Raw genomic sequence first — 13,606 nt, 5'->3', positions numbered from 1 at the left:
GTGTTGTTATTCGCCGTCGCTGTCCCCGCGTTTCTGCCCTAACCCGTATTCCCGCAACTTATTGGCAATCGCCGTGTGCGAAACGCCAAGCCGTTTTGCCAGTTTTCGCGTACTGGGATAAGAAAGATACAAACGCGTGAGGATGGAACGTTCAAAGCGGCTGGTAATCTGATCCAGCGTCCCTTCCATCGCCTCTTCTCCCAGCGATACATCAAGCGCCTGTTCCGGCAGTACGATGTCCTGAGGGCGCAATTCGTGGCCTTCTAGCTGGGTCAGCGCCCGATACAGCGCGTTTTTCAACTGGCGCACATTGCCCGGCCAGTTGTAACGCACCAGAAACGCGTTGAGCTGCGAAGAAAGGCGTGGTTGGGGAATCCCCTGTTCATCGGCAAAACGCGCCACAAACATTTCCGTCAGCGGCATGATGTCCTGCACACGCTCGCGCAGCGGCGGCAGGTTAAGCGTCAGGACGTTAAGGCGATAGAACAAGTCTTCCCGGAACTCGCCACGCTGCACCAGTTCGAATAAATTCTTCTGCGTGGCGCAAATGACGCGCACGTTGACATGCACTTCATGCTCTTCCCCGACGCGACGGAAGGTGCCGTCATTCAGGAAGCGCAGCAGCTTGGTCTGCATCGTGGGCGACATTTCGCCAATTTCATCCAGCAGCACCGAGCCGCCATTGGCCTGTTCGAAAAAGCCCTTTTTGCCTTCCAGCGCATTGGGATACGCGCCCGCCGCGTGACCAAACAGCTCACTTTCCGCCACATCATCGGGAAGTGAAGCGCAGTTAAGTGCCAGAAACGGCATTTTTCCACGCGCACTGCGTAAATGGCAGGCACGGGCCAGCATATCTTTACCCGTGCCGGTATCACCAATAATCAGTAATGGCGCATCATGCATTGCCAGTTTACGTGCCTGCTCCACCACCTGACGCATTTTGGGCGTCACGGCGACGATATGATCGAACTCCGTTTCGTCCGTCACCACCAGGTTTTGTAACTGGCGCCCCATCCTGGCGGTGGACTTCAGCATTACCATCGCACCTACCAGCTGATCCTGCTGTTCGCTGTCGGCAGACAGATAGATGGGATGGGCTTCCATCAGAAAATCGCGCCCTTCAATGACCACATGCTGCGCCTGCGCCTGGACACGTTCGCTTTCCAGCCAGCGGCCAAAATTAAAACCGTTGATCAGGTGGTCGGCATTCACATTGCGGATCTTGTTCTCATCCAGATTAAACAGGTTTTGCGCGGCCGGATTGGCCAGTTCTACCTTGCTTCTGAGATCAACAGAAAAAACCGGCTCGGGCATGGCAACCAGCAAGGCGCTCAGTACCCGATGCTCCCGCTCTGAAGGCATATAGGGCACCGTGCGAACATCCGTTACGCCCGGCGTGCGACGGATTTCTGCCATCAGGTTACTGAACTGCTCAAACTCAAGCGTGGAGAAATTAAGATAGATGCGGCCTGATGAGGCCACTTCGATGCCGCGAAGATCGATTCCGCGCGCCACCAAAAGATCCAGTAATTCGCGCGCCAGGCCGATTCGGTCCTGACAAAACACTTCTAAACGCATTGCGTGGGCCTTATCCGTTTATTATCCGGCGATAATACGCTAAACCCCTACGCCGCAGAAAGGGGGCTGTCAGGAAAAGTTGACAGCCTTTATGCAAGCGCGTTTTTTTTAAACGGCAGGCTGCGGCGATGGCGGGAGAGCCCTGACGGTGACATTCGCTCAACGTTGTCAGGAGATAAAGCACAGAAGGCACAGCATCTGCACTCACGTTTCAGTGCACAACCGTTACTGGCGTTTCTCTCCGCCCCTCTGCAGCGCTTCTTTTATCTGGCCTATCAATTCACGACGGTAGTCGCCCAGGCGGGGTTTGTCGTTTTCCAGCCAGGGTAACGGCCGACACAGCTCCATGGCTTTAATGCCAAGACGCGCGGTCAGCAGGCCTGCGCCAATGCCCTGCGCGGCACGGGCGGACAGGCGCGCCGCGATATCCTGCGACATCCAGTCCATGCCCACTTCACGCACCAGCTCAGACGCGCCGGCAAATGCCATATTCAGCAGCACCAGCCGGAACAGGCGCAGTCGGCTGAAGTAGCCCAGTTCAATACCGTAAATAGCGGCAATACGGTTGACCAGCCTGATATTGCGCCAGGCAATAAAGGCCATATCGACCAGCGCCAACGGACTCACCGCAATCATCAGGGCGGATTCTGCGGCATGACGACTGATTTCCCGCCGGGCCTGGCGATCGAGCACCGGCTGCACCAGTTGGGCATACAACCGCACGGTTTCACCGTCATTATGGGTTTCATGGAGCGAAGCATGCCAGCGTTGTAACGCAGGATGCGCCTGATCGAGTTCGGCCTGGCGAGCCAGTTTTTCGCAAAAATCCCGCCCTTTACCCACGCTGTGGCTGTTAAGCAGTTCCCGACCCAGATCGCGCTCTTCTGCACGCTGACGCAGCTGATACAGTCGTCGCCACTCGCGGGTTAACGCGCCGACACCCGCGGCCACGATCAGTCCCCCGGCCATCCCGCTGCCCAGCGCAAACCAGTCGTGCGCCAGCCAGACGTTGTGGCTCCACTGCACGCCCTGCGCCACGATGCTGATCCCAAACAGGCCCAGCCCGGCACCGACCATGTTGCGCCACAAACTGCGTTTGGGTTTCAGAGCCGCTTCGACGGCGCGCTCCCCTGCGCTTTCCTCTTCCACCACCGTCTCGCTTTCTGCAACGGCTAAAAACGCGTCCCGGGCTTCCGCGTCGAAGGTTTGCGCCGGACGCAACACGTCATTCGGCTTGTCGTTCAGCGGCGTGGCAAAATCAATACGCGGCTTTAACGGATCGCTCATCGCAATTTATCTCCCAGTAAAAACTCCAGTGCCGCATCCATGCGGATGTGCGGCAGAGGACGATCGATATCCAGTTGCTGTGGGCGAAACTGCTCAAACTGAAAACCCTGTTGTTGCCAGAACGCCGCCCCCGGCAGGCGCGGGGGAACTTCACCCGGATAGACCGTCAGTGCCTCGCCATCCGCTAAGCGGTGCCCGCGCAACGCGGGGATTTTTTCACCCTGATGATCAACCTGTCCACTCTGGGTCGCCTGTACCGAAGCCAGACCAATACAGTCCATGCTGATACCTTCAAACGCGGCATTTTGCCAGGCATCCTGCACCAGTTGCTGTAACAGGGACACCATATTGCCGTGCTGGTCGTGAGTAATGTGATCGGCTTTGGTGGCGGCGAACAGCAGCTTATCGATCACCGGCGAAAAGAGACGGCGAAACAGCGTGCGCTGACCGTAGTGAAAACTCTGCATAAGCTGCGTGAGGGCTAACCGCATATCGTTAAAGGCCTGCGGGCCGCTGTTGAGCGGTTGCAGGCAGTCCACCAGCACAATCTGGCGGTCAAAGCGCACAAAATGGTTTTTATAGAATCCTTTAACAACATGCTGGCAGTAGTAATGAAACCGCTGTTGCAGCATGGCGAAATTGCTGCCTTTGTCCGCCTGCGCCAGTTTCGCCGCCTGGGCATCGTCAGCGGTAGGCCACGGAAAAAACTGTAGTGCGGGCGCGCCCGCCATATCGCCGGGCAGCACGAAGCGGCCTGGCTGGATAAAGTGTAATCCTTCGGCTTTGCAGCGATGCAGGTAGTCAGTCCAGGCCTCGGCAATGTCGGCTAAACGGTTCTCGTCAGCCGGTGCCAGCGGATCGAGGCGCTGACACAGGTCGCGCCAGGGTTGCGCCCACAGGGCGCGATCGCCCTGCAACAAGCCGTTCATCTGGCGTGACCAGGTCAGGTAATCCTGTGCCAGCATTGGCAGATCAAGCAACCATTCGCCGGGGTAATCAACGATTTCAAGATAGAGCGTGGCGGTCTCTTTCAGATGACGCAGCAGTGAGTCATGCGGACGGTAACGTAACGCCAGGCGCATTTCGCTGACGCCACGCGTGGGCGTGGGCCAGGCAGGCGGTGAACCGTAAAGCTGCGCCAGCCCTTCGTCATAGGTGAAACGGGCCGTGCCCATGTCACGTTGCGGCACGCGTTTCACCCCTAACAGGCGTTCATCACGCACAACGGAAAACAGCGGCAAACGAGCGCCGCTGTGGACAGAAAGAAGTTGGTTGACCAGCGAGGTGATAAAAGCTGTTTTACCACTGCGGCTGAGACCGGTGACCGCCAGGCGAAGGTGGCGGTCGACGCCGCGATTCATTAATGCTATCAGTTCAGTTTGCAGTCTTTTCATCGTTTTCCCTGATGAAGCGCGACGCTACCCGGTTCATCACGCGTTTCAATAGCGGCTCAAGCGCCAGGCCAAGCAAAATGCGCAGTGGACGGCGCGCGACCGATTTGACGGCCCAGCCGGTCACACCGGCAGGCCCGTAAGTAACAGCATTGATAATGATGAATCTGGCGGCTGACTTCAATGCAGGTGTGGCACGATGGCGAAACGTTGCTGCGCGCGAAACGGTCATGAATACCTCCCGGTCATCAGCAGACGGGCCGGTCTGGCCCGTAGCAGACGATAATTAAATCTGACGGAAACGACTGCGCACACTAAACGTTTCAGAGGTGACGTAACGTTCTATATCGCGAACATTACGCTCATCCTGTTGCAGTGCGGTTTCCAGTTGGTCAAGCAGTTCGCTGGCTGTGGGCTGAGCTTCACCGTTGTCCACGCCAGCAGGTTTTACGTCCAGCACAAAACCCAGCGCAAAGTAGGCGATCACGGTAAACACAAACAGCCCAAAGAACAGCGATAACACCACAATGATACGCAGCAGCCGCACCGGCACATCCAGATACTCAGCCAGCCCGGCACAGACGCCCATCAGCTTTCCTTCGTCAGGCTTACGCCATAATTTACGGCCTCTTATCATGGCTGCCTCCAGTTAGGATGTTCTGCATCCAGGATCGCTTCTAACGCATCAATGCGTTCGCGCATGCGCTGAGCATCCCGGGTCACCTGTTGCAGACGCTGCATCTGACTCTGTGACAGCTCCGCTCCGCCGCTGCGCTTGTTACTGTAGTGTAACCACAGCCAGACGGGGGCCACGAACAGCACAAATATTGTAAGAGGTATCGCCAAAAATAGTGCGCTCATTGACTCTCCTTAATCCTTTCCTACTGTCAGCGGCGGTTTATTCGCTGCGGTTCATTTTGGCTTTCAGCGCATTCAGTTGCTGACTGATTTCGTCATCGGCTTTCAGCTCAGTAAACTGCTGATCCAGGGTTTTAGGTTTACCAAAACCGTGGCTCTCCGCTTCCGCTTCCATATGATCGATTCGGCGTTCAAACGATTCGAAACGCGCCATGGCTTCATCAATTTTACCACTGTCCAGCTGACGGCGGACATCACGGGATGACGAGGCGGCCTGATGGCGCAGCGTCAACGCCTGCTGGCGCGCGCGGGTTTCGCTCAGTTTTTTCTCCAGCTCAGCAATCTCACCTTTCATGCGCGTCAGCGTTTCGTCAACCTGTTCGACTTCGCGTTTGAGCGAGGCGATCAGATCGGTCAGCTTCTGTTTTTCGATAAGCGCAGAACGGGCCAGATCTTCTTTATCTTTGCGAATCGCCAGTTCTGCTTTTTCCTGCCATTCAGCCTGCTGCAGCTCAGCCTGCTCGATACGGCGTGACAGCTGTTTCTTTTCGGCCAGCGCACGGGCTGACGTCGAACGCACCTCGACCAGCGTATCTTCCATCTCCTGAATCATCAGGCGCACCAGTTTCTGCGGATCCTCTGCGCGTTCCAGCAGTGAATTGATGTTGGCATTAACGATGTCAGCGAAACGAGAAAAAATACCCATAATGATGCTCCTCTTGATGGTCATAGTTTTAGCTTGCTGGTGAGGACTAATTCAAGATGCGTGCCAATTTTTATCTTATTGATTTTAATTACGATAATAAGCTGGCAGTTTTTTTTGCCTGACCTAATATAGTTAAATTGATTAATCAGTGGCGAAATTCATCATGTCTGTGAACAACGACAATTTGCTGGGCGAATCAAATAACTTTCTGGAAGTGCTGGAGCAGGTGTCAAAGCTCGCGCCGCTGGAGAAGCCTGTGCTGGTGGTGGGCGAACGCGGGACAGGTAAGGAGCTGATTGCCAGCCGTCTGCACTACCTTTCTGACCGCTGGCAGGGCCCTTTTGTCTCTCTTAACTGTGCGGCGCTGAACGAGAATCTGCTTGATTCTGAGCTTTTTGGCCATGAGGCAGGTGCCTTTACCGGTGCGCAAAAACGTCATCTGGGCCGCTTTGAGCGCGCGGATGGCGGCACCTTGTTTCTTGATGAACTGGCGACAGCCCCCATGCTGGTTCAGGAAAAACTGTTGCGGGTAATTGAATACGGCCAACTGGAACGCGTGGGCGGAAACCACGTTTTTCAGGTTAATGTGCGCCTGATCTGCGCCACCAATGAAGATTTACCCGCGCTGGCCGAAGCCGGTAAGTTTCGGGCCGATCTGCTGGATCGCCTGGCCTTTGATGTGGTGCAGTTGCCGCCGCTTCGGGAGCGCCGCAGCGACATTCTGGTCATGGCTGATCATTTTGCCATTCAGATGTGTCGGGAGCTCAAACTGCCGTTGTTTCCCGGCTTTACGCCCCGCGCACAGCAAACCTTGCTTGAGCATCACTGGCCGGGCAACGTGCGCGAGCTGAAAAACGTGGTCGAACGATCCGTCTATCGCCATAACACCAGCGATACCGCGCTGGATGAAATCATCATTAACCCGTTTGCCCGCCGCAGTGAAGCCGCAGACAGGGCCGCCTCCTTGCCTGCTACCGAGTCGCCAACCGCCCTGCCTTCACTTCCGCTTGATCTGCGCCAGTGGCAGAACCAGCAGGAACGTGACGTGGTGGAAATCAGCCTGCAACAGGCAAAGTATAATCAGCGCCGCGCGGCCAGCTTACTGGGCGTCACCTATCATCAACTCCGTGCCATCATGAAAAAACACGGTATTCAGGCGCGCGACGGACAACATTAGCGGGCTTTTATATACGTACAGAAGCTGACAACGTGCCGGAGCATGCTGTAATGCATTCAGGCGGGTAAAAAAAGGGCCCGCCGAAGCGGGCAACTGGAAGCAATGTGAGCAATGTCGTGCTCTTCTTCGGTAGAGCCCCGTCGAAGTGCAACTGAATAATAATCATTCCTGTTTGCATCTGTAAAGTGTTATTGAGAATTTTTCTCATCTCCACACCAACGCTGCGCCTTTTTGCGCGGGTCGTTTACACCTGCTGTACGAATCGTCGGCAATCGATGACGCAGAGTTGGGACCACGCGCGCTTTGCGATACACTTTGCCCAATGCCCGAGAATCGTTGAGTTCTATGTTAAAACTAATGCCTTCGCTGTTGCTGAGTCTCAGCGTGTTGAGCGCGCCTGTGTGGTCCGCGCCCGCACCTGCCACAGATATTCGTCAAAGCGGCTTTGTCTATTGCGTCAACGGGACGCTAAATACGTTTAACCCGCAGATGGCCAGTAGTGGTTTAACGGTGGACACACTGGCGGCGCAGCTCTATGACCGCCTGCTTGATGTCGATCCTTATACCTATCGTTTACAGGCTGACCTGGCCGACAGCTGGGAGGTGCGTGATAACGGCGCGACCTATCGCTTTCACTTGCGTCACGGTGTGCAGTTTCAGCACACCTCAAACTTTACGCCTACCCGCACGATGAATGCCGACGATGTGGTCTTTAGCTTTGCGCGCATGTTTGACCGTAAACATCCCTGGCATGACGTTAATGGCGGCTATTATCCCTATTTCGACAGCCTGCAGTTCGCTGACGCCGTGCAGAGCGTGAAAAAGATCGATAACTATACGGTCGAAATTCGCCTGAACAGCCCTGATGCGTCGTTTCTCTGGCACATGGCAACCCACTATGCGCCCATCCTCTCGAAGGAATACGCAGACAGCCTGGACAAAACAGGTCATCAGGAAACGCTGGATCGGTTACCTGTGGGCACCGGCCCGTTTCAGCTGAGTGAATACCGCAGTGGGCAATATATTCGCCTGGCCCGCAATCCCTACTACTGGAAAGGCGTACCGCGCCTGCAACAGGTGGTGATTGATCTTGGCGCGGGCGGCACCGGCCGGTTATCGAAACTGCTGACCGGTGAGTGCGATGTGCTGGCCTATCCTGCCGCCAGCCAGATTTCCATTCTGCGCGACGATCCCCGGCTACGTATGACGTTGCGGCCCGGTATGAACATCGCCTATCTGGCCTTCAACACGCGAAAACCCCCGCTCGACAGACCGGAAGTGCGTCACGCGCTGGCGCTGGCCATTAATAATGAACGCCTGATGGAGTCGATTTATTACGGCACGGCAGAAACTGCGGCCTCGATTTTGCCGCGTGCCTCCTGGGCTTACGATACGGATGCCAGCATCACCGCCTACGATCCGAAAAAGGCCAGGGCTGCGCTGGAAGCGGCGGGCGTGACCGATCTTCACCTGCGTCTGGTGGTGCCTGCCGCCTCGCAGTCCTGGAACCCCGCGCCGTTGAAAACGGCAGAGCTGATTCAGGCCGATCTGGCACAAATTGGCGTTAACGTCACTATCGTGCCGGTTGAAGGCCGTTTTCAGGAAGCACAGTTGATGGCGATGAACCACGAGCTGACCCTGGCAGGCTGGGCAACCGACAGTAACGATCCTGACAGTTTCTTTCGTCCCCTGCTGAGCTGCGCGGCGATTGCCTCACAGACCAACTATGCGCACTGGTGCTCGCCTGCGTTTGACAGCACGCTGAAAAATGCTCTGCTGTCGCAACAGTTGTCCGGACGCATTGAGAGCTATGATAAAGCCCAGCAAATTTTAGCTCAGGAACTGCCCGTCCTGCCGCTGGCTTCATCCTTGCGCCTGCAAGCCTACCGGCATGATATTAAAGGCCTGGTACTGAGTCCGTTTGGTAACGCTTCCTTTGCTGGCGTTTATCGTGATGAGCGGGAGGATCGATAAGTGATCATTTATATTTTGCGTCGGCTGGTGTTACTGGTGATTACGCTGTTTTTTCTCTCGCTGGTGAGTTTCAGCCTGAGCTACTTCACACCGAATGCCCCGCTCGAAGGCGCCTCACTGTTCGATGCCTGGTGGTTTTGGTTTAAAGGCATGCTGCAACTGGATTTTGGCGTATCCAGCACCAATGGTCAGGAAATTGGCCTGCAACTGCGCGAGGTCTTTCCGGCCACCATGGAGCTGTGCCTGATGGCCTTTACGCTTGCCTTAATCGTCGGCATTCCGCTGGGGATTTGTGCGGGTGCCCTGCGTCATAAATGGCAGGACAAAGTTATCAGCGCGTTTGCCTTGCTGGGATTTTCGATCCCGGTCTTCTGGCTCGCCCTGCTGTTTACCCTGTTTTTCTCGTTAACGCTGGGCTGGCTGCCGGTTTCGGGTCGCTATGATCTGCTCTATCCGGTCCAGAACATAACCGGTTTTGCTTTAATCGATGCCTGGCTCAGCCCTTCACCGTGGCGGCATGAAATGATGATCAGCGTGCTGATGCACCTGATTTTACCGGTGACCGTGCTGGCGATGGCCCCGACCACTGAGATTGTGCGTTTACTGCGCATCAGCACCAGCGATGTCGTCGATAAAAACTATGTTAAAGCTGCGGCGACCCGCGGGCTCTCGCGCTTTACCGTTATTCGCCGTCATGTGCTGCATAACGCCCTTCCGCCTGTCATTCCGCGCCTGGGTTTACAGTTCTCCAGCATGTTAACGCTGGCGATGATTACGGAGATGGTTTTTAACTGGCCTGGCCTGGGGCGCTGGCTGATTAACGCCATCCGTCAGCAGGACTATGCGGCCATCTCAGCAGGCGTAATGGTGACCGGTGGACTGGTTATTGTGGTGAATGTGCTCGCTGACATCGTTGGCGCGGCGCTGAATCCGCTGAAACATAAGGAATGGTATGCCGTCCGATAACATCTACGCCGAAAAACGCCTGCCCAGTGCGTTTCGCCAGAGCTGGCACCATTTTTATGGCGATATGCCGGCGATGATTGGCCTGTACGGCTTTGGCGCGCTGCTGCTACTGTGTCTGTTCGGCCATTTTCTGGCCCCTTACAACATCGACCAGCAATTTCTGGGTTATCAACTGCTACCGCCCTCCTGGTCGCGCTACGGTGAGGTTTCCTTTTTTCTCGGGACGGACGATCTGGGGCGTGATTTACTGAGCCGCCTGCTGAACGGCGTGGCCCCCACGGTTGGATCGGCCATTCTCGTCACGCTGTTTGCCACCTTCTGGGCGCTGGTACTGGGGATTGTGGCGGGCATGACGCACGGTGTGCGTTCTGCGGTGCTGAATCATGTCCTGGATACGCTGCTGTCCATTCCCTCACTCTTGCTGGCCATTATCGTAGTGGCGTTTCTGGGGCCGCGCCTGGAGCACGCATTACTGGCCGTGTGGCTGGCGCTGATGCCGCGCCTGGTGCGCGAAATCTACAGCGCCGTTCATGACGAACTGGAAAAAGAGTATGTGATTGCGGCTCGCCTGGATGGTGCGACCAGCATCAATATTTTGTGGCACGCCATTTTGCCTAACGTTTTGCCTATGCTGATCAGTGAAATTACGCGCGCGCTGTCGATGGCTATTCTCGATATCGCCGCACTGGGTTTTCTTGACCTCGGCGCGCAGTTGCCCTCGCCTGAGTGGGGCGCGATGCTGGGTGATTCGCTGGAGCTGGTGTATGTTGCGCCCTGGACTGTCATGCTTCCCGGTGCCGCGCTGATGGTCAGCGTGTTAATGGTTAATCTGCTCGGTGACGGCATTCGTCGGGCCGTCGAGGCAGGAGTGGAATAATGCCGTTACTGGATATTCGTAATCTGACGATTGAATTTATGACCGCTGACGGGCCGGTCAAAGCGGTAGACCGCATCAATTTATCACTGACTGAAGGCGAAATTCGCGGTCTGGTGGGTGAGTCGGGCTCGGGCAAAAGTCTGGTTGCCAAGGCGATTTGTGGCGTGACCAACGACAACTGGCGCGTCACCGCAGACCGTATGGTCTTTGATGACGTGGATTTGCTGCGTTTGTCGCCGCGTGAGCGTCGCCGCATCGTAGGTCACAATGTGTCGATGATTTTCCAGGAACCGCAGTCCTGTCTTGATCCCTCGGAAAGTGTCGGCCGTCAGTTGATGCAGGCGATTCCGCGCTGGACGTACAAAGGACCGTGGATGAAGCGCTTTTGGTTCTGGCGAAAAAACCGCGCCATTGAGCTGCTGCACCGCGTCGGTATTAAAGATCACAAAGACATCATGCGCAGCTTTCCCTACGAACTCACCGAGGGCGAGTGTCAGAAAGTGATGATTGCCATCGCACTGGCGAATCAGCCGCGCCTGCTGATTGCCGACGAGCCGACCAACGCCATGGAGCCGACGACGCAGGCGCAGATCTTTCGCCTGTTGAGCCGTCTGAATCAGAACAACAATACCACGATTCTGCTGATCAGCCATGACCTGCGTACCCTGAGTCACTGGGCTGACAGGATCAACGTTATGTACTGCGGACAAACCGTGGAAACGGCGCAGAGTGAAGACCTGATGACCACGCCGCACCATCCGTATACCCAGGCGCTGATTCGTGCGATGCCAGACTTTGGCCGACCGCTTCCTCACAAGAGCCGCCTGAATACCTTATCCGGCGCGATTCCATCGCTCGAAAGCCTGCCCATTGGCTGCCGTCTTGGGCCGCGCTGCCCGTATGCACAGCGAAAATGTGTGGAAACGCCACGGCTGACGGGCTCCCGTTCGCATCTCTATGCCTGCCATTTTCCGCTCAACGTGGAGGGCCAATAGCATGGAAACGCTACTGGAAGTGCGCAATCTGAGCAAAACGTTTCGTTATCGCACCGGTCTGTTTCGCCGTCAGCATGTCGAGGCGGTGAAGTCCGTGAGCTTCACGCTACGGGAGAAGCAGACGCTGGCGATCATCGGCGAAAATGGCTCCGGCAAATCAACGCTGGCAAAAATGCTCAGCGGCACTGTTGCCCCAACTGAGGGGGAAATCATTATTGACGATCATGCGCTGAGCTTTGGGGATTATGGCTACCGTAGCCAGCGCATCCGTATGATTTTTCAGGATCCTTCTACGTCGCTTAATCCCCGGCAGCGCGTCAGTCAGATTCTGGAGCTGCCGCTGCGCCTGAATACCGATCTTGACGCCGAGGCGCGCGAGAAACGCATCATTGGCACGCTGCGTCAGGTGGGATTACTGCGCGACCATGCCGGTTATTATCCGCATATGCTGGCACCAGGCCAAAAACAGCGTCTGGGCCTGGCGCGGGCATTAATTCTGCAACCCAAAGTGATTATTGCTGATGAAGCGCTAGCCTCACTGGATATGACCATGCGCTCACAGCTGGTCAACCTGATGCTGGAGCTGCAGGAAAAACACGGCATTGCCTACATCTACGTGACGCAACATTTAGGGATGATGAAGCATATCAGCGACAAAGTGTTGGTCATGCATCAGGGCGAAGTCGTGGAACGCGGCGGGACGGCCGACGTGCTGGCTTCTCCGCTGCATGATCTGACCAAACGTCTGATCAACAGCCATTTCGGCGAAGCGTTAACGGCCGAAGCGTGGCGACGCGAGCGTTGATTTTTCGGGGTTTTGTGGAAAACTGTGCGCAGTTTTCCTGATTTAAGGCAGACGTGCTAGAATCCGCACGTCGATTAACGTCGGTCGTCTATTATTTAAACAACGCGACCGCCAACTACCATGACCATAAGGATTACAGCTATGGGTTTTCTTTCCGGTAAGCGCATTCTGATTACTGGTGTTGCCAGTAAACTTTCCATCGCCTACGGTATTGCACAGGCGATGCACAAACAGGGCGCAGAACTGGCTTTCACCTACCAAAACGACAAACTGAAAGGTCGTGTGGAAGAGTTCGCCAAAGATTTGGGTTCTGACATCGTACTGCCATGTGATGTTGCAGAAGATGAAAGCATCCAGTCCCTGTTCGCTGAGCTGGCAAAAACCTGGCCGAAATTTGACGGTTTCGTTCACTCAATTGGTTTTGCCCCAGGCGACCAGCTGGATGGCGATTACGTGAATGCCGTAACCCGCGAAGGTTTCAAAATTGCGCACGACATCAGTGCCTACAGCTTTGTTGCCATGGCTAAAGAGTGCCGTGCGATGCTGAATCCCAACTCAGCGCTGCTGACGCTGTCCTACCTGGGTGCAGAGCGCGCTATCCCTAACTACAACGTAATGGGCCTGGCAAAAGCGTCTCTGGAAGCAAACGTACGTTACATGGCCAATGCCATGGGACCAGAAGGCGTGCGTGTGAACGCCGTTTCTGCCGGTCCAATCCGTACGCTGGCGGCTTCAGGCATCAAAGATTTCCGTAAGATGCTGGCTCACTGTGAAGCGGTAACCCCGATTCGCCGTACCGTGACCATCGAAGACGTGGGTAACTCTGCGGCCTTCCTGTGTTCCGATCTGGCGGGTGGTATCACCGGCGAGATCGTTCACGTTGACGGCGGTTTCAGCATCGCCGCCATGAACGAACTGGAACTGAAATAAGTTTCCTCATGGGCGAGCGCTGCTCGCCCTGTCCTTCCCCGCCCGCGCCCTCGTTATTCCTT

General features: G+C 55.8%; 14 protein-coding genes. 7 read left to right on the top strand and 7 right to left on the bottom strand.

Features of this window, described 5'->3' with window-relative positions:
- Window positions 1-6: 6 nt before the first annotated feature.
- From tyrR to pspA, 7 genes are all read right to left on the bottom strand, one after another.
- Window positions 7-1,578, bottom strand: coding sequence for a transcriptional regulator TyrR (gene tyrR / locus RAC60_RS01245; RefSeq protein WP_262959107.1), 1,572 nt, complete (start codon window positions 1,576-1,578; stop codon window positions 7-9).
- A 225-nt stretch (window positions 1,579-1,803) separates the two neighbouring features.
- Window positions 1,804-2,865 carry a TIGR01620 family protein gene (locus tag RAC60_RS01240; RefSeq protein ID WP_375092458.1) on the bottom strand — a complete coding sequence of 354 codons (1,062 nt, stop codon included), beginning with the start codon at window positions 2,863-2,865 and terminating at the stop codon, window positions 1,804-1,806.
- Window positions 2,862-4,259, bottom strand: coding sequence for a YcjX family protein (locus RAC60_RS01235; RefSeq protein ID WP_205950224.1), 1,398 nt, complete (start codon window positions 4,257-4,259; stop codon window positions 2,862-2,864). Before RAC60_RS01235 ends, RAC60_RS01240 begins: the two co-directional genes overlap by 4 nt.
- Window positions 4,240-4,488 carry a phage shock protein PspD gene (gene pspD / locus RAC60_RS01230; RefSeq protein WP_006119296.1) on the bottom strand — a complete coding sequence of 83 codons (249 nt, stop codon included), beginning with the start codon at window positions 4,486-4,488 and terminating at the stop codon, window positions 4,240-4,242. Before pspD ends, RAC60_RS01235 begins: the two co-directional genes overlap by 20 nt.
- A 54-nt stretch (window positions 4,489-4,542) precedes the next feature.
- Window positions 4,543-4,893: an envelope stress response membrane protein PspC gene (gene pspC / locus RAC60_RS01225; protein WP_039340218.1), complete on the bottom strand. Its 351-nt coding sequence runs from the start codon at window positions 4,891-4,893 to the stop codon at window positions 4,543-4,545.
- Entirely contained in the window at window positions 4,890-5,117 is a 228-nt protein-coding gene (gene pspB / locus RAC60_RS01220) for an envelope stress response membrane protein PspB (RefSeq protein ID WP_006119299.1), read from the bottom strand. The genes pspC and pspB overlap by 4 nt, the downstream gene beginning before the upstream one ends.
- Before the next feature lie 37 nt (window positions 5,118-5,154).
- The gene (gene pspA / locus RAC60_RS01215; protein WP_006119300.1) at window positions 5,155-5,820 is read right to left on the bottom strand and encodes a phage shock protein PspA; all 666 of its coding nucleotides are present in this window, start codon (window positions 5,818-5,820) and stop codon (window positions 5,155-5,157) included.
- A 163-nt stretch (window positions 5,821-5,983) separates the two neighbouring features.
- On the opposite strand from pspA, the gene pspF reads away from it, so the two are divergent.
- The 7 genes from pspF to fabI all read left to right on the top strand — a co-directional run bounded on the left by pspF (window position 5,984) and on the right by fabI (window position 13,544).
- Window positions 5,984-6,997, top strand: coding sequence for a phage shock protein operon transcriptional activator (gene pspF, locus RAC60_RS01210; protein ID WP_262959109.1), 1,014 nt, complete (start codon window positions 5,984-5,986; stop codon window positions 6,995-6,997).
- A gap of 345 nt (window positions 6,998-7,342) precedes the next feature.
- Entirely contained in the window at window positions 7,343-8,971 is a 1,629-nt protein-coding gene (sapA, locus tag RAC60_RS01205; RefSeq protein ID WP_262959110.1) for an ABC transporter substrate-binding protein SapA, read from the top strand.
- Complete coding sequence (gene sapB, locus RAC60_RS01200; RefSeq protein WP_039340214.1) at window positions 8,972-9,937, top strand: putrescine export ABC transporter permease SapB; 966 nt, start codon at window positions 8,972-8,974, stop codon at window positions 9,935-9,937. It abuts the gene before it with no gap.
- Complete coding sequence (gene sapC / locus RAC60_RS01195; RefSeq protein ID WP_164481992.1) at window positions 9,924-10,814, top strand: putrescine export ABC transporter permease SapC; 891 nt, start codon at window positions 9,924-9,926, stop codon at window positions 10,812-10,814. The genes sapB and sapC overlap by 14 nt, the downstream gene beginning before the upstream one ends.
- Complete coding sequence (sapD, locus tag RAC60_RS01190; protein WP_006119309.1) at window positions 10,814-11,809, top strand: putrescine export ABC transporter ATP-binding protein SapD; 996 nt, start codon at window positions 10,814-10,816, stop codon at window positions 11,807-11,809. Before sapC ends, sapD begins: the two co-directional genes overlap by 1 nt.
- Before the next feature lies 1 nt (window position 11,810).
- Complete coding sequence (sapF, locus tag RAC60_RS01185; RefSeq protein ID WP_039340210.1) at window positions 11,811-12,614, top strand: putrescine export ABC transporter ATP-binding protein SapF; 804 nt, start codon at window positions 11,811-11,813, stop codon at window positions 12,612-12,614.
- Between the two features lie 141 nt (window positions 12,615-12,755).
- A complete protein-coding gene (fabI, locus tag RAC60_RS01180) occupies window positions 12,756-13,544 on the top strand; it encodes an enoyl-ACP reductase FabI (protein ID WP_006119311.1) in 789 nt (262 codons plus the stop codon).
- Window positions 13,545-13,606 lie beyond the last annotated feature (62 nt).

The organism is Pantoea sp. BR_17 (assembly GCF_041955125.1).
GTDB lineage: Bacteria > Pseudomonadota > Gammaproteobacteria > Enterobacterales > Enterobacteriaceae > Pantoea > Pantoea stewartii.
Note: the sequence above shows the minus strand (reverse complement) of the source record. Positions and strands in the feature narration are given on the sequence as shown.